Raw genomic sequence first — 26,749 nt, 5'->3', positions numbered from 1 at the left:
CGAAAGGCTCGAAGTTTTTCTCGAATCAAAGAATGCATATCTTCCATTGTTGTCCTTTTTTGAATAATAATCTCATAGCATACCGCTTCAATACTTACGCTATAATAAACTAAAAAAAACGAAGACAATATGAAAATTTCTCTCAATTCCACCTGCCCCTGTCACAGCGGCAAAAAATACAAACATTGTTGTCTACCTTATCATAAAGGGATACTTCCCTCGAATGCCCAAAAGTTGATGCGTTCACGTTACAGTGCCTTTGCCCTTGGTTTGAGTGAATACATCATGACTACAACACATCCCGATAACACTGATTTTACGGAGGATCTAACACACTGGAAAGAAAGTATTTTAGAGTTTTCGGACAGCACGCGATTTAATGGATTAAAAATTGTAGAAGTTATCGATGGAGAAACAGAAGCATTTGTAACATTTGAAGCACTGCTAGATCGCGGTATCCTCAAAGAGAAAAGCCGCTTTTTAAAAATAAAGGGGAAATGGCTCTACGAAAGCGGTGAGTTTATCTAATCAATGTAACGGATCCCCATTAATCACAAGCCGAAAACCTAGATCGTTCGAGATAAAATCGGGGCGAGAGTATCCCCTGAATGAACTCCGCAAACACATATACCCCGTTTTATAGCTTCCACCACGACGCACTTTAAACGACTCTCCCTCAGCTCCGCCAATGCGGGGGCTTCCATCACTCGGCGCACTGTTATAGTTGGCAAAAAAGTCATCTTCACACCACTCCCATACATTCCCCATCAAATCATGGATCCCTAATCGGTTAGGTTGTTTGGTCCCTACTGTTGCCGTTCGAACATTTGCCGTGTATTCATATACAGCATAATCATCCAGCATTGCCTCAGAATCACCAAACGTAAAACGGGTATTACCTCCTGCTTTTGCAACATATTCCCACTGAGCTTCCGTTGGTAGCGCATAAAAGCGTGTTTTGCCCTCATACCGGTTTATTAACTCCACATATCCCTTGGCATCAAACCAGCTCACTTGTTCTACTGGATGTCGGCGTGAATTTTCCTCTTCCACTTTATCATTTTTAAAATACGATGGATTGACACGTGTAAGTTTAAAATACTGTTCTTGCGTCACGGGATATTTTGCGATCCAAAATCCGCTGATTTTGACAGGATGTTCGGGAGATTCGACGTCTCCCCCTTCATTGTATTGCGGATTACGTCCCATCATGAACTCTCCGCCATCAATGTAGAGAAACTCCATCCCGATTGAATTCGTAAAATCTCGTTGAGCTTCTACCGTTTCAATCAGGGCAGTTTCTTCGGTTTTCTTTTTTAAAAAATCGAACAAAATGAACCTTTTAAAATATGTTTATTACACTTATAAAAATCAGTGTAGCAAAAAGCGTTCACATCTTTAATAAGTTTGATACCTGTCGAGGATTATCAGAGGAGAAAATCCGCTGAAAAAAGGCTGATACTAAAGATTATCGATGCATAGAGAAATAATGTCAGATTTTAAAAAGATTTAATTGAGTATTGAGATTCTCAGTCATCTCATTAACGTGATCGGCAGCCTTCGAAATTTCCTCAACACTTCGGGTATTAATAGAACCAAGATCATTAATTTTTTTCACTTCACCGGCAATCGATTGAACCATTTCAGCTGTGTGGGCAAAAATACTCACTGTTTCGTCAGTCGTTCTCATAGCCTGAGACATTGTTTGGGCAACAGTCACAATCTCCGCTTCTGCCTCATGTGATGTTTCTGCTAACGCATGCATATTTTTTGAATTACGGTTCATCTCTTCACTCGCTTCAATAATTGCTTGGACGATGACATTAATAGTAGATTGAATTTCTAACAAACTTTTTTGAGTCCGTTCAGCAAGTTTTCGTACCTCATCAGCAACGACCGCAAATCCCCGTCCATGTTCACCCGCACGCGCCGCTTCGATAGCCGCATTCAATGCCAAAAGATTGGTTTGATCAGCAATGTCAGAGATGATTCCCAAAACTTCTTTGACTTGTTTAGTATCGCTGCTGAGTTGTTCGATACGAATTGCCATCTCATTTTCGACCTGTGCACTTTGTTGTACTTGTCCAGTCAAAATAGTGATTTTTTCTGTTGTCCGTAGCAGTGCATCGCCAGCTTTTTTTATTTCACTTTTATTGCGTTGAGCGTGAGTGATAACTTCATCGATATCATGGGTAATGTCTTCAACTTTATTCGAGACTTGATCGGTGATTTTTGAGGACTCTTCGACGGAACTACCTACCCGCAACGAAGTCACTGAAAGTTGATGCGCAACAGATGCATTCTCATTAGAAGTCATTTTAGCCTGATCGATAAAATGACTCAAATGGAGACGAACACTTTCGAGGTGTTTCGCTATCTGTGCAATCTCATTTTTTCCTTTAAGTGACATGGTTTTACTCAGATCCAAATCAGATAAATATTCAATACGTTCTACTAATTGCTTCACACCATCCAACACAATACGGATAATCCAAAATCCAATCGCAACTACTAAGAACAATGCACTGGAGAGTAAAAAATTTTTGATTTTGACACTGTTTGAGAGTGCGGTTATTTCGGCAGATTGATCTTCTACTTCTTTAATATGCTGATCAACCCAAACATCTAAACGCGTTGCCAGTTCCTCAGCATAAGGGTCGACTTTACCCATCCATGGGTTTCCTGCAGGCGACCCACCTTCAATATATGCTTCCGCCATTTTTTTACTAATAGAATAGTAATCATCCAAATTTTTCTTGAATTTTTCCAAATCGGCTTTTACCGCAGGCTCATCCTCATGTTCCGCAATCATTTTATCAATCGTCCCAGACGCTTTTTTATAATATTCTTGCGCTTTTGCGTATCCGTCATCATAACCGTCTTGTCCACGAGTAGCCGAGATATCTGTCAACCATTGTTGAATCTGAATAACACTAATTTTTAGATCTATATAATGCATTGCTTGAGGAATTGTTTTTGAATTCTGAGTTTCAAGCATCTCTTCGATTTCATTCACCAAGTTATAACTGATCAATACGCTAATAGAGAGAAAAAAGGTGATAATTCCCATCACAACCTTTAAAATCGTACGTATGGAAAACTGATAGAAAAATAACATTCTAAAATCCTTTATCTTTAAAGTAGGGAATTTTTTTCAATGGGTTCACATAAATAAAAACTATAATACTTTAAACTTTATCCACTAAAAACTAAGATTAAGTTGAAAGTTATAGGAATCGTATTAATACGTTAGTCTTTCTCACCGCTTGACAACCCGCTTCGCTATAGTTTATAATGTCAAAACAAAAAAATGACCTGTCAATGACATCTCACCTAGAACTCGCCGATTAAATCCAGACACTTTAAGGCACTCCACGCATGAGCGATACCGCAAAAACTCCTCGAAACAACACAAAAAATCGTACCCATGTCCCTGTAGATGGATTCACGATTGAAGCCCTCCGTACTAAAAAGCTCGAAGACCTTCTCGAAATTGCTACCTCATTAAGCATTGAAGATCCTAACGAACTTAAACGTCAAGATCTTATTTTTGAAATTCTAAAAACACAAGTTCAGCAAGGGGGATTCATCCTCTTTACCGGTATTTTAGAGATTATGCAAGACGGTTACGGCTTCTTACGCGCGGTAGACCAAAGCTTCAGCGACTCCATGCACGATGCCTATGTATCGAGCACCCAAATCCGTCGCTTCGCTCTGCGTAACGGAGATATCGTTACGGGACAGGTTCGTGCACCGAAAGATCAAGAGCGCTACTATGCCCTTCTTAAAGTCGAAGCGATCAACTATCTCCCACCTGAAGAGTCTAAAAAACGTCCTCTCTTTGAAAACCTCACACCGCTCTATGCACTAGAGCAGATCAAACTCGAATATCAGCCGACCAAACTAACGGGACGGATGATGGACTTGTTCTCTCCTATCGGTAAAGGGCAACGCGGTCTTATCGTCGCCCCTCCACGTTCAGGTAAAACAGAGCTGATGAAAGAGATCGCTCACGGTATCACCAATAACCACCCTGAAATCGAACTGATGGTTCTCCTCGTCGATGAACGCCCCGAAGAGGTTACTGATATGGAGCGCTCCGTCAAAGGAGAAGTTTACAGTTCAACCTTCGATGAACCGGCTAAAAATCACGTCAAAGTGGCTGAAATGGTAATCGAGCGTGCCAAACGACGCGTTGAGCTTGGTAAAGACGTCGTGATCCTCCTCGACTCCATCACCCGACTTGCTCGTGCGTACAATACCGTTACTCCGAGTTCGGGAAAAGTCCTCTCAGGGGGAGTCGATGCTAATGCGCTCCATAAACCGAAACGCTTTTTCGGTGCGGCACGTAACATCGAAAACGGCGGAAGTCTCACCATCATCGCAACTGCCCTTGTCGATACGGGAAGCCGTATGGATGAAGTTATTTTCGAAGAGTTCAAAGGAACCGGAAACTCCGAGATTGTCCTCAGCCGTAAAATCTCCGATCGCCGTATCTTCCCGGCTATCGATATCCTCAAATCAGGAACCCGAAAAGAAGAGCTCCTCCTTGGACCGGAAGTATTGCAAAAAGTATTTGTCCTTCGTTCTATGTTACACAAACAAGAAGACGAAGTGGAAGCACTCCGTTTCCTCTACAGTACCATGCTCAAAAGTAAGTCCAATATCGAATTCCTCGACAGTATGAACGAGTCGACTAAATAAGATGAGAGTTGGAGTCTTTGACAGCGGTGTTGGAGGGCTAAGCGTCGTAAAATCGCTGTTGGAACATAAACTCTTTGAAGAGATTATCTACTTCGGCGATACCGCCCGTGTCCCCTACGGTGTCAAAGATCAAAACACCATCATTCGTTACTCCCTCGAAGCCCTCGAATTTTTCAAAAATTTTGAAATCGACCTCCTAATCACCGCCTGTAATACCGTCAGTGCCTATGCTCTCGATGAGATGAGAGAACACAGCGATTGTGACGTTATCGGAGTGGTCGATCCGGGGGTTTTGGCACTCAAAAACGCTATTGGCGATGCCGATGCAAATATCCTCATTTTAGGAACCAAAGCGACCGTCAAATCGGGAGCCTATGAAAAAAAGCTGCACGAATTAGGGTATAAAAATCTCAGCGCTATCGCAACGTCACTGCTGGTTCCTATCGTCGAAGAGGGGCTCTATGAGGGTGAAGTACTCCAAAGTGCATTGCACCATTATTTCAGTTCATTAGAAAAAACACCCGATGCGATCATACTCGGATGTACCCACTTCCCCCTCGTCGCACGAGCGATTGACGGCTATTTCGAAGGAAAAAGCACCCTGATTCACTCCGGCGAAGCGATCGTCGAATATTTGGAGAGCCATTACGACTTTACGAAACGATATGAAGAGACCAGCCTCAAATTTTTCGCTTCCGAAAATCCCGAAGGGCTTCGCCGCGTCGCCAAAGAGTGGTTGTCCTTATAATAGGATTTTTCAGGAACAGCGCGGTATACTGCGCGTGGGCATCCTGCCGAAGGAAACCCAGTGTTAACGTAGACCGAGGGGTTTTACTCCTCGGACGTATAAAGGAGACAGCATGGCTCAAAATTCTGAGGTATTAGCACTCAAATACCGTCCGCGACGTTTCGAAGAGCTTATCGGACAGGAGAGTATCTCCCAAACCCTCTCCCTCGCACTGGATTCCAAGCGGCTCTCTCACGCTTATCTCTTTTCAGGTTTACGTGGTTCGGGTAAAACCTCTACAGCACGGATTTTTGCGAAATCGCTCATTTGTGACAATGGCCCCACTTCTGCACCCTGTGATGTCTGTAGCCACTGTGTCATGGCAAATGAGGGTCGTCACATCGATATTATCGAGATGGACGCAGCATCAAGCCGTAAAATCGATGACATCCGCGATTTGATCGAACATACCAAATATCGCCCTGCAAGTGCAAAGTTTAAAATTTTTATCATCGATGAAGTGCACATGCTTACCAAAGAGGCTCACAATGCCCTCCTTAAAACCCTAGAAGAGCCACCGGAATATGTCAAATTCATCCTCGCGACGACCGATCCGCTTAAACTCCCCCCGACCATTTTGAGCCGAACACAACATTTTCGGTTCAAACGAATTAGCCACCCGAACATCGTCCATCATCTGAGTCACATCCTCCATCTCGAAAACATCGAGTACCAAGCCGAAGCACTTGATATTTTGGCACGTAGCGGTTCGGGAAGCCTCCGTGACACCCTCACCCTCATGGATCAAGCCATCATCTACTCCAAAGGGTTCGTAGATGTTAAAACCGTTGCCGATATGTTGGGGCTTCTCGATCCCGATTACATTAGCCGTCTTTTTGACGCTATTTTTGCCAAAGATCGTGCGACATTAACTCCAATGCTCCAAGAACTCGAAGCGTATGAGTCGGAGATGGTTGTTGATGAGCTAATCGCCTATCTCAAAGAGCGCCTTTATGAGGGGGATCACCGATTCAGTCCCCTGATCATCGAGCGATTTTTCAGAATCCTCAGTGATGCCAAAACCCTTTTTGCGATTAATGCAGACGGTGGATTTGTGGTTAGCCTCGCCCTCTTTAAAATGATCGAATCACTCAAGATCAAAGAGATTGATGAAATGATCGAATCGCTTGAATCACGCGTTACGAACCACGTTACAACCGTAGCACCAGTTATCGCAAACGTCACTGAAGCACCGACCATCCACGTCACCCAGACGCCGCCGCCTGTCAAATCTCTTTACGAGCAACTGTGTGAACGGATTAGTGATCGAAGTTTAGAATTAGGTATCTGCTTCCAAAAAAATGTTATGTTCCTCTCGTTTGAGAATGAAACACTGACCTGGGAGAGCTGTGCAGAGGGTGATGATAAAGAGCTCCTCAAAAACAGTTTTGGGATCATCCGCCAATTTGTGAGAGAGATTTATGGGATTACCACTCAAATCAAATCGCAAGGGTGCACAAAACAGTCAGAAGTGATTGCTCCGCAAATCGCAGAAGTAGAAGTGCCTGATCTCATTGAATCTGCTATTCAAGAGAGTTTCGACGAACCTGTTTCGATGGTTGAAGATGTTGAAATCGGTGTCGGAAGCTGTGTTAGTCAATGCGATGAGAGCAGTGTTAAAGAGTTCGATGGCAGTGATGTCCTCAAAGAACCGATGATCCAAAAAGCCGCTGAGCTATTTGAAGCAACCAAGATTACGGTTCAATCGAAAGTTTAAAAAGAGTTTAAGAAAAACCTTGCTATTAAGTTTTTATTCAGCTATACTTGTCATTAAGAAAGATGATTTAGAGTTTCATCTTTGGTTTGCTTTTTATTGAAGACCTTTTAGTTAACAGTACGATCTACCTTAGAATACTCCACTTTATATTTTCGACCACTTTGGCAACGAAGTGTATTTTTAAAACAAAGGGTTTACTATGGCAGACGTACTAAACGGAACCGTTAAATGGTTCAACAGCGAAAAAGGTTTTGGATTTATCCAACAAGATAACGGCGGGAAAGATGTATTCGTACATTTCCGTCAAATTAACAGCACTGGTTATGGCCGTGTTTCTCTTGACGAAGGTCAAAAAGTGACTTACACAGTAGGTCAAGGTGACAAAGGTCCACAAGCAGAAAACGTTACAGCTCTGTAACTTCTACTTGTGTTACACATCCAAATGAGCTAAGCTCATTTGGATGGCAAGGACAGTTTTGTCCTTTGCAATCCCCTAAAGCTTTCCGCATTTATGCGAAAGATTCCATTTCTTCCACAAATCATTTTACTAAGACACTATGTAGGTGTTTTTCCAAGCCGATTTTAAAAGGACCACTATGGAAAGCAGAGAAGCCGTTTTAGATGCGTTAAAAGAGGGTAAAAAACTTACCAGTAATGTAACAGGGTTACAATATACCCTGATCGGCGGGCAACTCCACGCCCGAAACGGCGAAAAAACTGACTGGCACGAAAGTGAACTCAGTTTCGATAATCCTCCATCGTGGCTAAACCTTCGCGCGTAAGCGCAAGGTAGCTATGACCTCACCCTTACGATTCCGTTATCAAACCCTCGAATTTATCAACGCTGACATCCACGTCCGAACCCTCAGAGATACTCAACAATATCACGATACCGACGATATGGCACACAACCTCGGGATATCCTCCGCGTCATGGCCGCTGTTTGGAGTTATCTGGGATTCGAGTAAAATTCTAGCTCATCTGATGAGTGATTTTGATATTGCCGATAAGAGGATTTTAGAGGTGGGGTGTGGGATTGGACTCGCTAGCCTTGTCCTCAATCACCGAGCTGCCGATATCACCGCCACCGATTACCATCCCGAAGCCGAACGCTTTATGGACGTCAATGTCCGTATCAATAACGACAAACTTATCCCTTTTACCCGTACAGGGTGGGGAGATTTAGACGATACGCTGGGTGAATTCGATCTTATCATCGGAAGTGATCTTCTTTATGAGAGAGACCATATTAACCTTTTAGCGGGATTTATCGATCGCCATACCAAAGAGCATTGCGAAGTGATCATTGTCGATCCCGGGCGCGGAAACCACTCCAATTTCAGTAAAAAGATGGTGAATCTCGATTTCTCCCTTACTCAGAGCAGACCTTTGGATATGACCTATCTTACCCTACCGTTTAAGGGGCAGATGCTCCGTTATGTCCGTTAGAAATTTTTAACTCTCCTATGCTACTCTTTCGTAATTCACTATTACGAGGCAACTATGTTTCTACACAAACAAATTGACACCATCGAAGCAACTCCCCAAAAAGCGGGTAAAGGTGTGGCCATGAAAATGCTTCTCTCACCCGATGAATCCCCCACTTTTGCCATGCGTAACTTTACCATCGCCGCAGGTGGTCATATGCCGCTACATACCAATACGGTTGAACATGAACAATATGTCCTGAGTGGACGTGCGAAAGTGATCATCGGAGATAAAACGATTGAAGCGGGTGCGGGAGATGCGTTACTCATCCCCGCCGGAGTTCCTCACAGTTATGAGACCCTTGGAGATGAAACCTACAGTTTTTTATGTCTCGTCCCTAAAGGGGTAGACATTATCGAAGTATTGGCGTGCTAACGAGGATGCGGGATTAGTTATTGGTCCCGCGAATCACACGTTTAACATCATCCACACCGTCACTCACACCATCGCTAAATTCTTTGGCCGTACAGCCGCCTAAAATTAACATACCCATGAGCGAAATCAATACGAAACGGATCATTGATTCTCCTAAAATTGTAAAATAATTAGAATTATAACGTCTTTAGTGTTCATACTCTACTTCTCAGCTCTTACGAAATCCGAATAATTCGAGTGAACTTTTCGTCGCACGGGCGATAATACTCTGCTCCGGTCTAAACATCGCATTGGAGATCACTTTGACACACTCCATAATCTCATCAAACCCATGATTCGGATAGGTACTTTGGAGAACAATCTTGTCCATACTCATCTGTGCTAATACCTCTGTCTCAAACGCTCCGATATTTCCAATCCCCATCGCGAGATAAAATCCCTCTAACGCCTTGTACTCCTGAGCCGGGTTGAGGATAATACCTCTTGATCCGCTCAGTTTCGTGATCATCGCATCATTTAATAGTTCAGCATCGATGACTATCGGCTTTTCAATGCTCAGGAGCATACTCTCTGCTTCACTAGTGATAGAATAGGCAACACACTTACTCCCCGCATTATCCTGCAAAGAGAGGGGAACAGAGTAAAAGATACTCTCATACTCATCCGCAATCTCTTGGGTTTCCTCTATCTCGGAAATCGATTTGGGATGGAGGATAAACATCTGCACCATCGTATCTTCCATAATCTCTTCGATATCGGCTAAAAATGTTTCATCAGCACGGCATAGATTGACGTCAATCGTCATAAGTCCCCTTTGGTATATACTATTTTTGGGTATGCAAATGCGGTTCTATCCGCTATCATTGCATCCATAAGAAAAAGGATCAACTATGGACGGTAAAGAACGTAAAAATATCATGTCAGGAAAACGGGTGAGCATCGTCCTCAAAGAGGATCAATCTACGGGGAGACTCACAGAGGGGGTCGTTCGTGACATCCTCACCAAATCACCGAATCATCCGCACGGAATAAAAGTACGCCTCATGAGCGGAGAAGTGGGACGAGTCAAAGAGGTGTTTTAAAGATGAACGTACAAAAAGAGAACCATTTTGACAGCATTGCCGATGAATTTAACGGCCTTTGGCAGATGACACCCGAGTATCAAAACTGGATGAGTACGACTATTGTCTCCACTTTGAATTTAATGCCCGATGATCGATTCGTCGATCTTGGGGGCGGAACGGGATTTTACACCAAACTCATCGCTAAAAAAGCGGACCTTCATAACAAACCGCTGTGCGTAGAACCCTCAGAAAATATGCTCTCCCAGATACAACAAAGCGATAACCTCGAACCTGTCTGCGCTGATGCGTTATCGTTTTCCGAACGCGATATCCGCTATGACAAAATACTACTCAAAGAGATGGTTCATTTTGTAGATGAACGTAAAACACTTTTTGAAGGAATCCGTCGTCAGCTGAGTGAAAAGGGGAAACTGTTAATCGTCACCCGTCCGAAAAATACCCCGTTGCCATTTTTTGCAGCAGCACTCGAAACGTTTGCACAGGGACAACCCGCACTTGAATCGATGAAAAAAGAGCTGCTCGAAGCCGGAATCAACCCTACCTCGATAACAGAGGAGTTTGTCTTTAGTATGCCCAAAGAGCGATGGTACGGGATGCTGCGAAACCGGTTTATGTCTAATCTGCAAAACTTTACCGATGAAGAGATTTCAAAGGGGATATCACAGTTAGAATCCATCCATGCAGACCAAGAGATGATCGAGTTCAGAGACCAGATCATCTTTCTCTCCGGTATCCCCTCTTAATCGCGCTTCTTATTCGCAAACACCGCTTTGAACCCGTTTTTCCACAGCAGCGCCACGATCACGACACTCAAGATAACGGCTAGGAGTGTCGCCCCCTTAAAGTAGGAAATCGGTTCTTTCGACAACTGTAGTCCGTCATAATAGATACTGTAGATACCGAATATTTGCAGTACCGTGATTAGCTTGAGAGCGAGATTTTGGGTATCGTTGTCTTTTTCTACGGTTGCCTGATAGAGTTTATCGGCTCGCTCATTTTGTATCTCAAAAGCGCGATCGATAATTTTCATATCGTCTTTCAAATGCCACAGCAATTCGACTTTTTCAAATTCCGAATAATACTTTGGATTCAGTCCGGTTTTGTAGTTCATAAAATGGAGGGTAAATTTGTGATATGAGAGCTTTAATCGGGCAAAAGTCTCGCTCTCCGTCTTGGATATCTCTTTTTGGACAATCAAATCTTCGAGTTTGTTCAAAAAATAAAGTTTAAAAAACCGCATTTGATAATAATAACTCTGTAAAAAAAGTAAAAAACTGATTATTTTTAGATTTGCCGTTGCATCGTTAAGACCCAAAGAGAGCCCATAGTTCCACCCGATACGGACAAAAGCCTCTTTATTATCACCGCCAAGTGTGGAATGACTCTGCTCAGCACTGCTCTCCTCATTACTGAAAAGTTCCGACATGTCTATCTGTGCCGCTTCATCAGATATCACCAGCGGATAAAACGAATCGAGGACGAACGATGCCCCCAGAGGGGCTGATACACCTATCGATTTTGCACATTGCCCCATAATATCCAAAACGACAGTTTTTGCTTTGGCTAAAACCTCATCACACCATCCGCTCAAGCCAAGATTTTCAATCGGAGACCTGTTTTTCAGAGATTCGTAAATAAACTCTCCTGCATCCGTATATCCGGTACATTCGATCTCAAATGCCACCAAAAACTTCAAATTGTCATCCACAATCAATGAAGCAACCGTTGATATTTCAGCTGTACTCTTGTGTGATATTTCCAGATAGTACGGGTAGAGGTTTCGCTCTTGCGCCAACGCATTAGCGATATTTAAAACTTCTTGCTGATTGGCGTGGTAATGAAATACTTCTGAGGAAAATTTTTTTAATCCTGCACCCGTCACGATCGTTTCAACGGTTTTTTTATTCCCAGAAGAAAAAACTACCAAATTTTCTTCTACCAAATCGCCGTTGTAATCGATAAAAATAGGCGCCATAACAAAAAATTTAACCACATAGACTCCTGATAATTTGCTCGCGTAATATGAGAGGTATCTTATCTTAATAGGATAAAAGTGAGGAACGAGCGTTCTTGGATCGCAGTATGCTCTTTTGCTACTTTTCCGCTAAAGAGAAAAGTGGGGAAGTGGGACGGGTTAAAGAGGTGTTTTGACTTACTTCTGCCGAGATAATATCCGTGCAAAAGCATCCGTATAGACTTTCATACGGTTGCGTTCGCCTACGGCTACAACTTCCACAATTTTTGTTACCCCTTGCTCGACTTTGATAATAATGCGATACGTTGCGTTGGCAACATATATTTTTCGATATCCGCGAAGGTCTCTTCCATCTAAGTCGTGAAGGGGAAGACTACACGCGAGAGGATTTATTTTGAGCCGCTCAAAATAGTGATCTACCTCTGCATACACATCATCATTCAGCAGATCAAGATCTGCCACAACTTCAGGAAAGAGGACGATTTCAAACAACTTTTTTTCCTCTTGCCGCACGAGTAGCGCGATATTCATCGAGAGAAATTGTCCCTTTGCGTGTCCCATCAGGGTCACGCTCTGCAATCATCGCCGCAATCTCCATATCTTCTACGAGATCGGAAATCTCTTTCATCCGTTCATATTCAGCAATTGGAAGAATGACGGCTTCGGGTTTATTGTGTCGTACAATCGCAATTTTTTCTAATGTTTTATCAACCACTTTATCGATAAAACCACCAAAACTTTTTGCCAATTCAGTTGTCCCTACGAGTTCATCTTGTGTGTATGCTATTCTCATCTTTTTCCCCATTCCGGATAAACACTCGTTAAAATCCGTATTAATACACGTATTTTAGCACTCGTTATTTAAAGATAGCTTTATTCTCCTTTTCTTTTTCATAAGAAAAGTAGGGAAGTTGGACGGGTTAAAGAAATATTTTGATAAGACAATATTTTTGACATAGTAAAAAAATAGACCAACCCCCTATTGCTATTGGTAAGGCTAATTCAATAATAATCCAACGCCATCCTTGCACGTTATGAAAATATTTAAACCAATTGTTATAAAGTATAAGAGAGTCAGGAATACGAGTACTTGAAACAATTTCTGCTGTTTTTGTAAAAGTAGTGTTCAAAGTTTTAATATGTTTATTAAGTTCATCTAAATCATGCTTATCAAGCTTTTCTTCTAATTTTGCAATACCACTTGTTATTTTTGCAATCTCATTTTGAGTGTTAGATAAAGTATGAGCTTCCCTCGACCACCAAAAATATAAAGTTGTTTGAGATGGGTCAGGTAAACTATCTGCACCTCCTCCTAAAGCAAACCCACCTCCATAGATTTTATGTGTACCGCTAAACCGTAATCTCCACGCAAAAAAATTGTCGATTGCAAGCCACATGAAATGTAATAAGAAGTAAATTTCAGTAGCTAAAAGTATTTGATATATGATCTTCATATCCATATTCTGAAATTTCAATCCAAGTAATGTAACCTCACCTGATAAATTCAGATGGTTTAAAATCATCACTATAGAAATGCTTCCAATTACCATTACATAATTTCGTATCTTTCTCGTATACTCTGAGAAATCTGGGAGAAATGGTTTTCCAAGAACTTCTTCGGCTTCTTTTAATGTTCTATCATTCATATCTTTCCTTTTCAAATCTCTTATCTGAGAAAATTGTACATTTTTGGCATACGAATGTAAAATCGAATCAGGCTTATATGTTACATAATTGAATTTATAAATTCGATGTTCACCACTTTCCCCTTGCTATTGCTCTTCACATACTCCACTATCATCCCATGAAAGCGCGCGTAAGCGGCAGGGAGCTGAACGGTATCGAAATAACCTCTGATTCCCTCTTCGCACCACTCCTGCAACTCATCGTAACTCTCGAACTCATATCCGAACGCATTTAACAGCCGCGCCGTGTAGCTATCGACGACCATCGCGGGACGGGCGCAGGCGTAGCAGAGGATGCTGTCCGCTGTCTCAGGGCCGATCCCTTTTTGAGATAACAGCCACTCTCGATCAACACTGAGGGCAAAGGTCTCGAAATCGCCGAAATCATCAATAATAGCGGAAGAGAGGCGGATGAGGCTCTGGGCTTTGGCTTTGAACAAACCGCTGGGTCGGATCAGTTCCATTAGCTCCTCGATATCGCAATGGGCTAAGACATGAAGGGCGAGAAACTCTTTGATACGGAGGTTATCGAGGGAGATTTGAACACGTGACCATTGGGTGTTTTGGGTGAGGATAGCACCGACTACCACTTCAAAAGTACCATAGGCAGGCCACCATAGCGGAGGAGACTCCTCTAAGAGTTTAAGGCCCTCCAATGCACTGAAAAGTTCGAAAGAATCGGAAAGTTCCATCTCTACTCCTTTTATTCCTCGCACCACGCATCGGTGCGGAATACTCTGCCGTCATCAAATATTTTGAGTTTGAATGCTTCGGTGCATTTCCCCTCATCGAATGTCATTATAGCAATTTGGAGAATCTTGCGGCATTTTTCAGGCACTTCGAACCGTCCCGATACTCCCGTGATAAATCGCTCTAACGGAACTTTCGAATCCATCCCGATGACGTTGTCGCGACACCCGCTCAAACCGATGTCGGTGAGATACGCCGTCCCTTTGGCAATCTGAAAATCATCACTTCCGACGTGGGTATGGGTTCCGATAATACCGCTCACCTCTCCCTGAAGGAGCATCATCATCGCACGCTTCTCGCTGGAGGCTTCGGCATGGAAATCGAGGAAGATATGATCGATCCCGTCATTTTTGAGACTTGCAACGGTGTCACGAGCACATCGAAACGCGTTATCGACGTACGGCATTCCGTAGTGTCCCATAATATTGAGGACAGCGAGTTTTTCTCCTGCAACGTCGAAAACCTTGCAGCCTGTCCCTTTGACCCCTTCAGGGTAGTTATGCGGACGCAAAAGAGGCAATGTCTCCAATAGCGGAAGAATATCTTTTTTATCCCACGTATGGTTCCCACCGCTCATACAGTCAATCCCCATTCCGATCAACTCTTGGGCATTTTTGAGTGTCACCCCGAAACCGTGCGAAGCATTTTCATAGTTGGCAATGACGAAATCAATTTCGTGTTCACGTCTAAGCTTTGTAAGGTGTTCTTTTATCATCGTCCGTCCCGGACGGCCGACGATATCTCCGATAAACGCTATTTTCACTCTTTCTCCTCTTTGAGATCCTCTCTAAGCTCTGCGCTTCTTTGACGAAAGTTCTCACTGTCTCCATAATCGAAAAATTTTTTGTAATTGTTGTGCATAAATTTGACCCGCGATGCATGGCGTATCGGGCACCAGTATTGTTCGGTTCGACCGGCAATCTCGCTAATGTACCCCATCAATCCGTTGAAATAACTGCAATAGAGACAGTTTAGTTTTTCGATGCTGTTGAGATAGCCGAGCCTATGACGATCGAAGATAATGTAGTCCTGTCGTTTGACTTTGGTGATCTTATAGATCGGAAAACAGATCCACTGATAGACACTTACAAATGCGTCAAGAATAATGGCAGGGATGATAACCGCCCAAATTATGGGTGCACTCAGCAGATGCAACATCGGTGTCGTCGCCAAATAGCGTAATAACCCTTGGTGTTCTTTTCGATAAGAGGCGAGAAGTTCCTCCCGTTTTTTCGTTATTTCGCAGGTAAATTTCTCATACTCTTGGTGCAGTTCCGCTTCCAGCTCCGATTCGAGTGCTTTGATCTTAGCGACGAGTTCGTCGATCTTTTGATGTTCCATCCCGAACCTTTGCATTATGTTGTGTAACTATACTACAATTGCGTATGCAATCACTTAAATATTTGACCCACTACAGCCAAGAGATACGGACGCAGGTAAAAAAACTGATCGATACGGATACCCTTGGCGAGCGCCTTTTACTCAAATATCCCGATACCCATACACTCAACACAGATAAAAGCCTCTATGAGTACGTTATGGCCATTAAAAACACCCATTTTCGCAGTTCTGGCGTAATCTCCAAGGTTCTTTATGACACCAAGATCCGTGATCTCAGTTCCGCGCTCGGAACTCATACCTTCGTCTCACGGGTACAGGGTGGGAAGCTCAAAGCGAAAAATGAGATTCGAATCTCCCATATATTTAAAAAAGTACCTGAACCGTTTTTACGGATGATCGTAACCCATGAACTTGCCCATCTCAAAGAGAAAGAGCACAATAAAGCGTTTTATAAACTTTGCACCCATATCGAACCGGACTATCATCAGCTCGAATTTGAGGTTAGACTCTATTTGACACAAATTGAGTGTTTTGGAGATATTTACTCTCGTACCAGTTCCACCAAAACCTCATAGTGGGCAGTGTGGGGGAACATATCGAAAAGCTGAACCCGATTTACACTGTATCCACCAAGGATTTCAAGATCTTTGGCTAAACTCGTTGCATTACAGCTCGAATAGAGTATACGATCCGTTCCTACACGCATTAGCCATTTGCATATCTGTTCACCCAATCCTCGCCGAGGGGGATTAACGATAATCACATCAGGCTTCTCTCCCGCCGTTGCTCCGAAACTCGCTGCATCAAGAGATTCGAAACGGAGATTTTTCATCTCTAACTGTGTAGCTGAATCACGGGCACACTCTATCGCCTCAGGTTCGATCTCGATTCCGATGATATGACGATCCGGCGCGGCACAATGCAGAGCAAATCCCCCTACCCCGCAAAACAGATCCCATAAAATCTTCGGTTTACTCTCACCTGCCCACTCGCTTGCCGTGCGGTAGAGCTTTTCGGCAACTTCGGGATTGGTTTGAAAAAAACTTTTAGGACGGATATAGAGGGGGATACCGTTGAACCGCTCTTCGAGACGACGTGCTTCGGTGAAAAAGATCTCCTCATCCCCCTCTAAAATCGCCATGTGTACGGGCTGTATATTCGCAGTAATTACTTTGAGCTCCGGAACACGTTGTTGTAAATCACCAAGAGCATTCTCTAATCTTGCAATAATTCCATGTGATCGCAATACAAAACGGAGCATCATCGAGCCATTAGCTTTACTGCGGCTAAGAAGAACGTACTTTAGTTCCCCTTTTTTCTTTTTGACATCGTACCCTTTGATTTTTAATTCTCGAAGCCACTCTTGGATGGTGTGTAAAGCTTTTTGCATGCTCAAATCGTACAATGAACACTCAATCAGGCTTACCTCTTCACAGAGTCCGAGAACTATCCCCTCCGGTGTCGGGGTAGCCACCATTTTAGCTTTATTGCGGAAACCTTTGAGCGTTGAGGTAGCAGGTTTGAGCCAATCACGCGGTTGATAGGTATTTAAAAGAGTATGAAGATGATCACTTTTGAGTTTCAACTGTTCGGCATAATGGTAGTCGATCCATCCACATGAACGACATTGATACGTATCAAAATAGGAGCAAAAACTCATCTAAACGCTAAAGACCTGTTTCACTGGAATCAAAAGAGCTTTGAGGGATTGCATATAATCGGCGTTCCAGTCTTCCAAGATGATCCAGAACTTCATCTGAGGCAGCTTGAAGTTTTCTAAAATGCTCTTTTGCCATCTCTTTTTCTTCTTCAGTGACCTTTTTTTTAGAGCTAAACAATTTTGAAAAAAACGAACGATCATTATCTGCAAAATAGATTTTAAAAATATTCATGTATTGATCATGAAGTGTAAAGTGTGCCTTCTCAATATCGCCTAAACATGACATATTGCCTAATGCATTGAGTTTTTGTCCTTCACCATAAAACCATTGACCGAAATTACAATCGGTACAACTCAAAGGGATAGCACCTTCATCTATCGGCAGCCCTTCAATTAACAGCTTTGCACGCTGCACCCATTTTACATGGGCTTTTTTCGCATCTCCCAACAGTTGTAATGTTACCGATTTATCCATCGTTTTCCCTCAGATCAGTTGATAAATTATACATCTAAAATACGAACAAATACGTTATATAGCTATTGATTCGATAAAATTTCTAGCCATTTTTTGGTTTTAGTGTACGTAGATAGTTCAAAACTGTACCAATCAAATCATCATCGTCTTTACTTTTGCTTTGTAATGTCTCTTTCATACCGCTTGTATACTCAATCGTAATGTTTTGATTGTAGTTGCTCACCATTTTGATTTTCTTCTCGATACAGAGGAGTTTGATTACCATGATCTCAAAAAACTGTTTCGTCGGCGTATCAGGTTTGCCGAAACGATCTCCCACCTCCTCTTCAATCTCATAAATATCACTCGGAGATTCACACTGACTGAGGCGGCGATAGAGCTCAAGTCTAAGACGATCTTCACTCACGATCTCATCGCTGATAAAGGCGCTTACGGTGAGTTTGATATCCACTTTGGCACGAACGGCGGTCGATTGATTGGTGAGAATTTTGATCGCATCCTCTAACATCCGCAGATAAAGAGCGTATCCGATATTTTTGATATGACCGCTTTGGGCATCACCGACGAGATTTCCCCCTCCGCGAATTTCGAGATCGTGGTACGCCAACATCGAACCTGAGCCTAAGAAAGAGTTCGACTCTAACGCCACGAGCCGTTTTTTTGCCTCTTCGGTGAGGTGGTCTTTGTCATCGACGATGAAGTACGCATACCCCTCGATATGCCCCCGTCCGACACGACCGCGAAGCTGATGCAGATCCGCCATTCCGAAGCGATCCGCCCCGTCGATGATCATCGTGTTGACGGTGGGCATATGAATCCCCGATTCGATGATCGAGGTGGCAAGGAGTACATCGTATTGGCGATCGGCAAACTTCGCCAGTTCCTCTTCGGTTTGGGTCGCGCTGATCTGAGAATGGAGGATGAGAATACGCAATTCTGGGAGGATCGCTTTGAGTTCCCCCGATTTGATAATCATCGAATCGATCGAGTTGTGGACGTAGAACACTTGACCGCCGCGACGAAGTTCGCGCAAAATCACCTCTTTGATCAGTTTTTCGTCGTAGTTTTTCACAAACGTCCGTACCCCTAAACGCTCACTTGGAGGGGTGAGGAGCTCAGACATCGTTTTGATCGAGCTTAGGGCTTGGTTGAGGCTTCGCGGGATCGGCGTCGCACTCATGCTGAGGAGATGGACGTTCTCATAGAGCGATTTGAGTTTCTCTTTTTGTTTTACCCCGAATTTATGCTCTTCATCGATGATCACAATCCCCAGCTTCGCACAGCTCACCCCAAATAGGGCATGGGTTCCGACGACGCAATCAAGCTCCCCCGCTTCGAGTGCTCGCAGTGTCGCATTTTTCTCTTTGGTACTGACGAATCGATCCAATTTCGCGACACGAAGTCCAAACGGTGCGAGACGGGCTTTGAGCGACTGGAAGTGCTGAGAGCTGAGCAAAGTTGTCGGAACGACGAGGAGCGATTGGTATCCCCCCTTTGCGGCGGTAAAAATGGCGTTCATCGCCACCTCTGTTTTCCCGAATCCGACGTCCCCACTGAGCAAACGATCCATAATCTGCCCCGAAGAGAGATCACGGACGATGGAGCTAATCGCACTCGCTTGGTCAGGAGTATAATCGAATCCTGATTCTGCTTGGAAACGACGCAGTTCCCCCGCATCGACGTTAATGACGGATGCTTTGATCAGGGCACGGCTCGCCGCGATCCCCACAATCTCCGAAGCGATCTCGAACAGTCGCGCTTTGACCGATTCTTTGAGTTTACCAAAGCTCCCTTTGCCTAGACGATCGAGGACAGGAAGGCTACCTGAGGCGATATAGCGATCAATCGCATCGAGATTTTCGACGGGGAGGAGAAGTTTGTCATCCCCCATGTATTTGATGACGACAAGGTCTTTGATCCCGCCTAGAATCTCCGCCTGCTCGATCCCGACAAATATCCCCACTCCGTACTCTTCGTGGACGACGTAGTCCCCTACTTTCAGATCATCGAGTAGAATGGAAGTACGACGGCGACGCCGTTTTTTCTCATGGCGGTTAAGGGAGAATATGATCTCATCAGGGCCGATCAGGTTGAGGACGATCCCTGATGTTTTTACCGTGATTCCCTTAATATCAAAAATCCCCGCCGCTTTGAGCTGCGTATCGCTCGCGGCGATCAGGGTGAATTTTTTAGCTTTATGGACACTTCTAAGAGTCTCGAAATTTCCACCTCCTAACGGAGTGTATTTTTCAGATTCAGGGAGGATGTCGACTTCCAATCGTTCGCGTGGCAATACAGGCTGATTAAGACCGTACGCTTCATCGAGGACGCTTTTCATCTCACGGATACGCGCAACCCTCTTCCCTTCACACAAATCGACTCCGTGTTCTCCCAATACCCAAAAACCGAGCGAAGCGATGTCTTTCACAAAACTGTCGCTTTGCGCCTGAGCTATCGCTTTTTCGAAATGTTTGTACTGCTGTGCATCGAGGGAGAAAAAGGCGCTCGTCACCTCAATACTCGCTAACTCTTCTTTGTCGGTACGCTGGGTTTCGACATCGAAGACTTTGATCTCTTCGACCTCATCATCAAACAAGCTGATACGGTACGGGTTGCTTTGGTTAGGGACATAGATGTCGAGGATGTCACCGCGATGGGATACCTCCCCCTCCATTTCCACCATATCGACAAAGGTGTATCCCCAGTGGATCAGCTTCTCTTTAAACGCACCCAAATCAATCCGTGAAGCGAATTCAATCGTCTCGCTTTGAAGCAGTGAGGGATCGGGCATTGGAAAAAGAAGGGTTTTAAGAGGTGCTATAATCAGCGGTTTTTTGGACGACGTATGATAGGTACGAAGTGCGGCAAAGAGGGCAAAAAGCTCCTCAGAAAACGGGCGTAAGTCGTCCATATAGGTTGCACGAAAATCGGGTAATACGATATGGGGTACCTCTAAAAAGGTCGAAACATCGCTCAGTTCCGACGCCTCTTTAGCATCCTCGCAGAGGAGAATTTCAGGGCGATTTTTCGGGTTGTTTTTTAGGTACTCATACCATCGTGCTTGTGACATTTATCCTCTTTAAAAACGTTTCGGCGACGCTGAACGAGCCGAAAACCAAATATTCTTTATCTTCATGGAGTGCATCAAATAGACTAAACGGTATTTCTGCCTCACGTAAAACAGATTCAAGCAAATGACGCTCAACAATCCGCCCCTCACTCACCTCGATGATCTCAACCGATTCAATGATGGGTGCTAATATACTCAAAATCTCGCGGTAATCTTTATCCCCATAGGTGTTATAAATCAAGGTTACTTTTTTCCCAGTATAGGCATTAGCAATCGACTCTGCCGCAAGGGCATTATGCCCCACATCGAGGGTAATATTGGTGGCTACTTTACTCAATCTCCCAAACAACGCACTCTGATCAAACAGCGCTTCCGTTGCTTCATATCCCAATATCTCATACGCCGCCATCGCCAATGTCAGATTATCACGTAAATAATCGCTGAGACCATTTTTCATGGCAAGTTGCAATGCCATCTCTTCGATACGTGGAGTCAAACGCTCCGCTAAGGTATAAAGCGTGCACCCTTTTGCCTCTGCAATGCGGCGAGCTATCGACTCCACTTCGGAGTCTTTTTGTCTTCCCAACAAAGCGATAGAGTGCATACTTCGCAGTTTCGTCGTCGCAATAGAATCGATCGACGTGCCCAAAAACGCCGCATGATCAAAATCGATCGGGGTAAAAATACTCAGAACCTTATCAAAAACAGCAGTCGCATCATGCTCACCGCCCAAACCCGCCTCACATACGACGTAATCGCACCCCTCATACACCACCATCGCCAAGAGTGTCGTATATTCAAAATAGCTCAACGACTGTGCGATTGCCGTGGATAATAGAGATAAAAGCTTCTGATGGGCACATTCTAAAACATCATCACTCACTTCAGAGCCGTCCAACCATATCCTCTCGTTAAATCGCAAAATATGAGGCGAGGTGTAATGCCCGATCTTTTGCCCTGCACGGTGCAGTGCAGTTGCCAAAAAACGCCCTGTTGAGCCTTTGCCGTTGGTTCCGACGAGGTGAATTGTTTTTGGGATCGCTAAAGAGTGTTTGATCTGTCGATACGCGCTAGGAAAGCGCTCGTAATCGATCACATCGTAAAAAAGAGGTTTTGCGGAGAGGAAATCGTCTAAATTCATGCGGGCTCTACGCGATTTCGCCCTTTACGTTTGGCATCATAAAGCCGCTCATCTGCCCCGTTCACCAAAGCTTTCAAAGAGGGGTAATCACTACGCCCAGCCACACCTATACTGACACTGACACTGATACGCTGCCCTTGATACATAAAATGAGCTTGCTCAACATGATTACGTACTTTTTCACAAAATACTCTCGCACCGGAGAGTTCGGTATCTCCTAAAATTGCGAGAAACTCTTCCCCTCCATAACGCCCAACAATATCACTGGTACGTGCCTCTTCTTTGAGAATTTTAGAAAAGGCGAGCAAAACTGCATCTCCCGCATCATGCCCATAGGTATCATTTACCGCTTTAAAATAATCCAAGTCAAGCATTGCAACACAAAAACTGCGCCCGTGTCGCTCAAATTCAGCTTCTTTGATTTTAAGATACTCTTCAATTGCCCGTTTATTAAATAATTTGGTTAAAAAATCTTCACGTGATGCTTGGGTGGCTTGTGCTAATTCCTCTTCTAGCATCGTAATCTTTTTCCCCATCTGGGTCACTTTTTCATTGTGGACTTTTAGATCTTTGCTTAATACTTCTACTTTTTCTTCTAAAGTACTGGCAATTTTATAAAGACGTTTATGCGCTGTTTTAAAATCAGTCGGTTTGTCATTTTCCAATGCTTCGAGATCGCGTTTAACCTCTCTAATTTCAGTAGTCGAATTTTCACTCCGTTCAATCAACTCAATCAACTGAGCGGAGAGTTTTTCGAGAAGTATGTCCAGTGCACTCACCATCTCTTCAACACTTTCTTTATCGAGAGCGACCCGCATAGCAATGGCCATTTTCAGTTCTTTTTCGCACTCTGCGGTAGCAACATAGGCAGGGTTATTTTGCAATTTTCGGGAAAGTTCAATTGTTGAAGCATCCATAGTCGGAGCAATCGAGGGGACGAGTGAGGAGACCAGTAAGCGAACCGTTTTTACATAGTCTGAAGTTTCCGGAACCCCTTCATGAAACTTAAGATTTTCAATGGTTCGACGTAAATTCGTAGCATCAACGGAACCAAAAGGGATTAACTTCATAAAAAATGAATCGTCATACAAAGAGAGAAAATTAATCCATGCTTGTTTCAGCAGATCGATTTGCGTAGCTCCACCCTGGGTTTCTAGGATAGTAACGGTTTTTTTAGCGAGTGCGGAAGCCTCTGGATTATGTAATGCATCGATGCTTAGTGCCATTTGTTTCGCCAAAGAGCTCAATAATTCTACCAATATCGATGCTTCATTAGGATTCATACGACTGAGTTTTGAGATCAAAAATCGAATCAATTCCGCCGTTGTTCGAACGCGGTATAATTTAATCTCTTCTGCCGTTTTTTTATCAAGTAAAGAGAGATAGCGATCAATCCCACTGCAGTCTTCAACCACAAATCCTGCTTTTTTCGCTTCTGCACAAAATGTTTCGCTGTAAGCATCCGGAGTCCATACTTTCCCCTCTGCTTTTAGCCGTTCAACCGTGTTACGAACAATTTGATTTATGGTCATATTCTACCTTTTATTTCGACTTCGCACCCTGAGCGGCTACTTGAGCGATAAATGAATCGATCCCTTTTTGTGCACCTTGCCGAATCGCTTCAAAACGTGCTTGATCGCTGATGATAGCATTAGGCTCTATCGCAAAATCATACATTCCATGCGTCGAATATAGTTCTTTCTTTTTATCTCTTGAACGCTCAATGGACATTGAAACGGTAGTTCGGTAAGTAATAACGTACCCATTAGTATCATAGCGCAAAGGGGTAAATCCAACTCCCGAAATAGCAATTTTCAGATGAGTTTGAGAAAGATTTTTGGCAACTAGTGACGTCCTAAATTTTGTAATCACCGCCATGTCAACGGCATCTTTAATGATTACCGTATTTTGCGGATCTTCCATTGAAATTACTACTTCGGTACTGACACTTTCTCCTACTATATTTTTAGCGTAATGGCTTGCAGGTTGATAGCCACATCCACCGAGTAGGATCAAAGCGCTCAGTATCCAATATTTCATTCTCTTAGCCTTTTATCACGAGATTGACAAGTTTACCGGGAATAACGATCGCTTTTACAATCTCTTTTCCCTCAATCCACTTCTCAACTGCGGCTTTTGCAATCTCGATCACCGCTTCTTGAGACTCCGAAACACCCACTTCGATCGTGGCACGATTTTTACCGTTAATCGAAATACCGAGAGCTACGCTATCAACTTCAAATACCTCTTCACGTACCACTTGAACACCGAAATTTTTCCCGCCGAAATACTCGGTTGAGAGTTCCCAACAAATATGAGGAACGATTGGCTCCAGTACAGAGGTCAAAATCCAGTAACCCTCCGTCCAGACATCGCGGTTATTTTGCTCGTTCAGTGCATTCATCGCTTCCATTACACCCGCGATCATGGTGTTAAACGTATGACGCTCACCATAAACCTCTTGGGCACGTTTAAGCGCTTCGTACACTTTTTTACGAGCTGTTTTTTCCTCTTTGGTCAAAGAAGCATGATCGATGCTCGGCAATGCTTTAGTAACATTGACATATTGGCTACGATCAGCAAAACGTTTAAGGAATCGATATGCCCCCTCAACCGCACTGTCGTTCCATTCCAACTCTTGGGTCGGAGGAGCGGCGAAAAGGATAAAGAGACGCGCCGTATCGGCACCATATTTCTCTACCAACGCACCCGGATCGACGGTGTTCCCTTTGGATTTCGACATCTTCGCACCGTCTTTTAGAACCATCCCCTGAGTTAGGAGATGCTCAAACGGCTCATCTGAGCTTACGTATCCCAAATCACGAAGCATTTTCGTAAAAAATCTCGCATACAACAGATGCAAGATCGCATGCTCGATCCCGCCGATGTAGTGATCAACTCCCATCCAATAATCTAGTGCTTCTTTGTCCAAAGCCTCTTTGTAATCATTTTTAACCGTATAGCGGAGATAATACCATGACGACTGGATGAACGTATCCATCGTATCGGTTTCACGGAGTGCAGGTTTGCCGCATTTCGGACACGCACAATGTTTCCATGTCGGATGGTGTTCGAGCGGGTTCCCCTCACCGTTAATGATAACATCTTCAGGAAGTGCCACGGGGAGGTTAGCCTTATCCTCAGGGACGATTCCGCACGATTCACAATGGATCAACGGAATAGGAGCACCCCAATAACGCTGACGGCTGATCCCCCAATCTTTGAGACGGAAATTGATCACTTTTTTACCGAGCTTATTCGCTTCAAAATGATCCATGATGGAGGCTTTAGCGGTGATATTATCCAGACCGCTAAACTCTGCACTATCACGTAAAATTCCCGTTTCGGTATACGCACATCCTGTTGGCAATTCCCCCTCTGAAGGGAAAATAACCGATTTGATCGGTAAATCGTATTTAGTTGCAAACTCGAAGTCGCGATCATCATGGGCAGGAACCGCCATAACCGCACCTGAGCCGTAATCGGTAAGGACGAAATTCGCTACCCAGACCGGAACTTTTTCTCCCGTGAGAGGATGGATCACATTGATACCCAGCGATACACCCTCTTTCGGGCTTGTGGCACGATCACGGGCACTGACACGCTGCATCGCTTTAATCGCATCGGTTGTCGCTTGATCGAGCAATCCGAACGAGATCATATGGCGAACGATTTCATGCTCAGGTGCGAGAGCGGCATAACTCACCCCATAAATCGTATCAGGACGGGTGGTGAAAACATCAAAGCTTTGGTACACGGCACCCAAACGCGCTTCACTCTCCGAATCTAGTTTAAACGCAAACTCCAAACCGTACGATCTACCGATCCAGTTTTCCTGCATCGTCAAAACCTGTTTCGGCCATTTCCCCTCTAGGGTTTTAAGCGATTCTAGGAGTTCTTCAGCATAGTCGCTGATTTTTAGGTAGTACTGATACATCTCTTTTTGGACGATCTCCGTCCCACATCTCCAGCATCCCCCATCAACCACTTGCTCATTTGCCAAAACAGTCAAATCGTGCGGACACCAGTTGAGAAATCCTTGCTTACGATATAGCAACCCTTTGTTGAACATATCGATGATAAATCCCTGCTCAAAGGCTGTATATTCAGGATTCGAAGTAGCAAATTCTCTATCTTCTGAAAACGATAGCCCCAAACCTGCCAACTCGCCACGCATCGTCGCGATATTCTCATAGGTCCATTTTTTCGGGTGAACGCCGTGTTTAATCGCCGCATTTTCCGCCGGCATACCGAAACTGTCCCATCCGATCGGATGGAGAACATTAAAACCTTGCTGACGATAATAGCGGGCAAAGGCATCACCGATGGTGTAATTACGGACGTGTCCCATGTGGATACGCCCTGATGGGTAAGGGAACATACTGAGAACATATTTTTTTGGTTTTGAAAAATCATCACTAGGTTCGTATGCTTTGGTTGCACTCCAAAGATTCTGCCATTTGGATTCGATAGATGCAGGGGTATAATTCAAACAA

29 protein-coding genes are annotated in these 26,749 nt (G+C 43.9%); 11 read left to right on the top strand and 18 right to left on the bottom strand.

Annotated features, from left to right (window positions below; translation table 11 throughout):
- The first annotated feature begins 129 nt into the window (after nucleotides 1-129).
- Nucleotides 130-528 (top strand): YchJ family metal-binding protein, encoded by a 399-nt coding sequence (locus tag PHR02_RS04850; protein ID WP_299989742.1) that lies wholly within the window; start codon nucleotides 130-132, stop codon nucleotides 526-528.
- Here PHR02_RS04850 and PHR02_RS04845 read toward each other — a convergent pair whose 3' ends face one another.
- Nucleotides 529-1,332 carry a formylglycine-generating enzyme family protein gene (locus tag PHR02_RS04845; RefSeq protein WP_299989739.1) on the bottom strand — a complete coding sequence of 268 codons (804 nt, stop codon included), beginning with the start codon at nucleotides 1,330-1,332 and terminating at the stop codon, nucleotides 529-531.
- A 160-nt stretch (nucleotides 1,333-1,492) separates the two neighbouring features.
- Nucleotides 1,493-3,118: a methyl-accepting chemotaxis protein gene (locus PHR02_RS04840; protein WP_299989737.1), complete on the bottom strand. Its 1,626-nt coding sequence runs from the start codon at nucleotides 3,116-3,118 to the stop codon at nucleotides 1,493-1,495.
- Nucleotides 3,119-3,378: 260 nt separating this feature from the next.
- Here PHR02_RS04840 and rho point away from each other — a divergent pair, with 260 nt between their 5' ends.
- The 7 genes from rho to PHR02_RS04805 all read left to right on the top strand — a co-directional run bounded on the left by rho (nucleotide 3,379) and on the right by PHR02_RS04805 (nucleotide 9,071).
- Nucleotides 3,379-4,704 carry a transcription termination factor Rho gene (gene rho / locus PHR02_RS04835; protein WP_299989734.1) on the top strand — a complete coding sequence of 442 codons (1,326 nt, stop codon included), beginning with the start codon at nucleotides 3,379-3,381 and terminating at the stop codon, nucleotides 4,702-4,704.
- Nucleotide 4,705: 1 nt separating this feature from the next.
- On the top strand, nucleotides 4,706-5,452 hold the full coding sequence (gene murI / locus PHR02_RS04830; protein ID WP_299989732.1) for a glutamate racemase: 747 nt from the start codon (nucleotides 4,706-4,708) through the stop codon (nucleotides 5,450-5,452).
- A gap of 112 nt (nucleotides 5,453-5,564) precedes the next feature.
- Complete coding sequence (locus PHR02_RS04825; protein ID WP_299989731.1) at nucleotides 5,565-7,208, top strand: DNA polymerase III subunit gamma/tau; 1,644 nt, start codon at nucleotides 5,565-5,567, stop codon at nucleotides 7,206-7,208.
- A 199-nt stretch (nucleotides 7,209-7,407) separates the two neighbouring features.
- Nucleotides 7,408-7,626, top strand: coding sequence for a cold-shock protein (locus PHR02_RS04820; protein ID WP_294896378.1), 219 nt, complete (start codon nucleotides 7,408-7,410; stop codon nucleotides 7,624-7,626).
- A gap of 178 nt (nucleotides 7,627-7,804) precedes the next feature.
- A complete protein-coding gene (locus PHR02_RS04815; protein WP_299989727.1) occupies nucleotides 7,805-7,990 on the top strand; it encodes a hypothetical protein in 186 nt (61 codons plus the stop codon).
- Nucleotides 7,991-8,003: 13 nt separating this feature from the next.
- Nucleotides 8,004-8,657 carry a methyltransferase domain-containing protein gene (locus tag PHR02_RS04810; protein WP_299989724.1) on the top strand — a complete coding sequence of 218 codons (654 nt, stop codon included), beginning with the start codon at nucleotides 8,004-8,006 and terminating at the stop codon, nucleotides 8,655-8,657.
- A 54-nt stretch (nucleotides 8,658-8,711) separates the two neighbouring features.
- Complete coding sequence (locus tag PHR02_RS04805; protein WP_299989722.1) at nucleotides 8,712-9,071, top strand: cupin domain-containing protein; 360 nt, start codon at nucleotides 8,712-8,714, stop codon at nucleotides 9,069-9,071.
- 13 nt (nucleotides 9,072-9,084) lie between these two features.
- Here the strand turns inward: PHR02_RS04805 and PHR02_RS04800 are convergent, their stop codons facing one another.
- Nucleotides 9,085-9,216: a hypothetical protein gene (locus PHR02_RS04800; RefSeq protein WP_299989719.1), complete on the bottom strand. Its 132-nt coding sequence runs from the start codon at nucleotides 9,214-9,216 to the stop codon at nucleotides 9,085-9,087.
- Between the two features lie 63 nt (nucleotides 9,217-9,279).
- Entirely contained in the window at nucleotides 9,280-9,876 is a 597-nt protein-coding gene (locus tag PHR02_RS04795; protein WP_299989716.1) for a hypothetical protein, read from the bottom strand.
- An 85-nt stretch (nucleotides 9,877-9,961) separates the two neighbouring features.
- Here PHR02_RS04795 and PHR02_RS04790 point away from each other — a divergent pair, with 85 nt between their 5' ends.
- Nucleotides 9,962-10,153 (top strand): YwbE family protein, encoded by a 192-nt coding sequence (locus PHR02_RS04790; RefSeq protein ID WP_294870613.1) that lies wholly within the window; start codon nucleotides 9,962-9,964, stop codon nucleotides 10,151-10,153.
- Between the two features lie 2 nt (nucleotides 10,154-10,155).
- The gene (locus tag PHR02_RS04785; RefSeq protein WP_299989713.1) at nucleotides 10,156-10,899 is read left to right on the top strand and encodes a methyltransferase domain-containing protein; all 744 of its coding nucleotides are present in this window, start codon (nucleotides 10,156-10,158) and stop codon (nucleotides 10,897-10,899) included.
- Here PHR02_RS04785 and PHR02_RS04780 read toward each other — a convergent pair.
- The 7 genes from PHR02_RS04780 to PHR02_RS04750 all read right to left on the bottom strand — a co-directional run bounded on the left by PHR02_RS04780 (nucleotide 10,896) and on the right by PHR02_RS04750 (nucleotide 15,907).
- Nucleotides 10,896-12,149, bottom strand: coding sequence for a hypothetical protein (locus tag PHR02_RS04780; protein WP_299989711.1), 1,254 nt, complete (start codon nucleotides 12,147-12,149; stop codon nucleotides 10,896-10,898). The genes PHR02_RS04785 and PHR02_RS04780 overlap by 4 nt on opposite strands.
- A gap of 159 nt (nucleotides 12,150-12,308) precedes the next feature.
- Entirely contained in the window at nucleotides 12,309-12,623 is a 315-nt protein-coding gene (locus PHR02_RS04775; RefSeq protein WP_299989708.1) for a hypothetical protein, read from the bottom strand.
- Nucleotides 12,616-12,924 (bottom strand): type II toxin-antitoxin system Phd/YefM family antitoxin, encoded by a 309-nt coding sequence (locus PHR02_RS04770; RefSeq protein WP_299989705.1) that lies wholly within the window; start codon nucleotides 12,922-12,924, stop codon nucleotides 12,616-12,618. The genes PHR02_RS04775 and PHR02_RS04770 overlap by 8 nt, the downstream gene beginning before the upstream one ends.
- A 127-nt stretch (nucleotides 12,925-13,051) precedes the next feature.
- Entirely contained in the window at nucleotides 13,052-13,777 is a 726-nt protein-coding gene (locus PHR02_RS04765) for a hypothetical protein (RefSeq protein WP_299989702.1), read from the bottom strand.
- 80 nt (nucleotides 13,778-13,857) lie between these two features.
- Nucleotides 13,858-14,508 carry a 3-methyladenine DNA glycosylase gene (locus tag PHR02_RS04760; protein WP_299989699.1) on the bottom strand — a complete coding sequence of 217 codons (651 nt, stop codon included), beginning with the start codon at nucleotides 14,506-14,508 and terminating at the stop codon, nucleotides 13,858-13,860.
- An 11-nt stretch (nucleotides 14,509-14,519) separates the two neighbouring features.
- The gene (locus tag PHR02_RS04755) at nucleotides 14,520-15,329 is read right to left on the bottom strand and encodes a TIGR00282 family metallophosphoesterase (RefSeq protein ID WP_299989696.1); all 810 of its coding nucleotides are present in this window, start codon (nucleotides 15,327-15,329) and stop codon (nucleotides 14,520-14,522) included.
- A complete protein-coding gene (locus PHR02_RS04750) occupies nucleotides 15,326-15,907 on the bottom strand; it encodes a hypothetical protein (protein ID WP_299989693.1) in 582 nt (193 codons plus the stop codon). The genes PHR02_RS04755 and PHR02_RS04750 overlap by 4 nt, the downstream gene beginning before the upstream one ends.
- Before the next feature lie 44 nt (nucleotides 15,908-15,951).
- Here PHR02_RS04750 and PHR02_RS04745 point away from each other — a divergent pair, with 44 nt between their 5' ends.
- Complete coding sequence (locus PHR02_RS04745) at nucleotides 15,952-16,482, top strand: YgjP-like metallopeptidase domain-containing protein (RefSeq protein ID WP_299989691.1); 531 nt, start codon at nucleotides 15,952-15,954, stop codon at nucleotides 16,480-16,482.
- On the opposite strand, the gene rlmC is transcribed toward PHR02_RS04745, so the two are convergent.
- The 7 genes from rlmC to leuS form a co-directional block, all read right to left on the bottom strand.
- Nucleotides 16,449-17,567, bottom strand: a complete 1,119-nt coding sequence (gene rlmC, locus PHR02_RS04740) for a 23S rRNA (uracil(747)-C(5))-methyltransferase RlmC (protein ID WP_299989688.1) — start codon at nucleotides 17,565-17,567, stop codon at nucleotides 16,449-16,451. The genes PHR02_RS04745 and rlmC overlap by 34 nt on opposite strands.
- A gap of 7 nt (nucleotides 17,568-17,574) precedes the next feature.
- Nucleotides 17,575-18,042, bottom strand: a complete 468-nt coding sequence (locus PHR02_RS04735; RefSeq protein ID WP_299989686.1) for a CZB domain-containing protein — start codon at nucleotides 18,040-18,042, stop codon at nucleotides 17,575-17,577.
- 82 nt (nucleotides 18,043-18,124) lie between these two features.
- Nucleotides 18,125-21,112: a DEAD/DEAH box helicase gene (locus PHR02_RS04730; RefSeq protein ID WP_299989683.1), complete on the bottom strand. Its 2,988-nt coding sequence runs from the start codon at nucleotides 21,110-21,112 to the stop codon at nucleotides 18,125-18,127.
- Nucleotides 21,090-22,253 carry a Mur ligase family protein gene (locus PHR02_RS04725; protein ID WP_299989680.1) on the bottom strand — a complete coding sequence of 388 codons (1,164 nt, stop codon included), beginning with the start codon at nucleotides 22,251-22,253 and terminating at the stop codon, nucleotides 21,090-21,092. The genes PHR02_RS04730 and PHR02_RS04725 overlap by 23 nt, the downstream gene beginning before the upstream one ends.
- Nucleotides 22,250-23,785 carry a GGDEF domain-containing protein gene (locus tag PHR02_RS04720; protein WP_299989676.1) on the bottom strand — a complete coding sequence of 512 codons (1,536 nt, stop codon included), beginning with the start codon at nucleotides 23,783-23,785 and terminating at the stop codon, nucleotides 22,250-22,252. Before PHR02_RS04720 ends, PHR02_RS04725 begins: the two co-directional genes overlap by 4 nt.
- Nucleotides 23,786-23,795: 10 nt before the next feature.
- Nucleotides 23,796-24,293 carry an LPS assembly lipoprotein LptE gene (gene lptE, locus PHR02_RS04715; protein ID WP_299989673.1) on the bottom strand — a complete coding sequence of 166 codons (498 nt, stop codon included), beginning with the start codon at nucleotides 24,291-24,293 and terminating at the stop codon, nucleotides 23,796-23,798.
- A gap of 4 nt (nucleotides 24,294-24,297) precedes the next feature.
- The gene (leuS, locus tag PHR02_RS04710) at nucleotides 24,298-26,745 is read right to left on the bottom strand and encodes a leucine--tRNA ligase (protein WP_299989670.1); all 2,448 of its coding nucleotides are present in this window, start codon (nucleotides 26,743-26,745) and stop codon (nucleotides 24,298-24,300) included.
- Nucleotides 26,746-26,749: the final 4 nt, after the last annotated feature.

Origin of the sequence: Sulfuricurvum sp. (assembly GCF_028688295.1) — a bacterium.
Classification (GTDB): Bacteria; Campylobacterota; Campylobacteria; order Campylobacterales; family Sulfurimonadaceae; genus Sulfuricurvum.
This window is presented reverse-complemented; position numbering and strand designations above follow the sequence as displayed.